1 pseudogene is annotated in these 270 nt (G+C 68.1%); it reads left to right on the forward strand.

The annotated features are described in order from the left end of the window. Nucleotides 1-104: pseudogene (locus tag PROKR_RS32880) on the forward strand (IS481 family transposase); the annotation flags it as partial. Nucleotides 105-270: the final 166 nt, after the last annotated feature.

The raw sequence follows: 270 nt of genomic DNA on the forward strand, positions 1-270 counted from the left end.
TACCCGGCTGGCTGCACTACTACAACCACCACCGAGCCCACACAGCGATCGGCAACCAACCACCCATCACCCGACTGAACAACCTCCCTGAACATCACACTTAGGCCTCGAAATGGAGCCCGCCCGCCGGCCCGGCCCTAGCGCCGTCGGCCCTGCCGCCGTCAACCCTGCCGCCGTCAGTCCCGGCTCAGTAGTTGCCGGACCTCGCCCAGCACCTCGGCGAGCCGCACCAGATCCGGGTCGTCCTCGGTCGGCTGGATCGCCACCGTG

This window comes from Promicromonospora kroppenstedtii DSM 19349 (genome assembly GCF_000515355.1).
Lineage (GTDB): Bacteria > Actinomycetota > Actinomycetes > Actinomycetales > Cellulomonadaceae > Promicromonospora > Promicromonospora kroppenstedtii.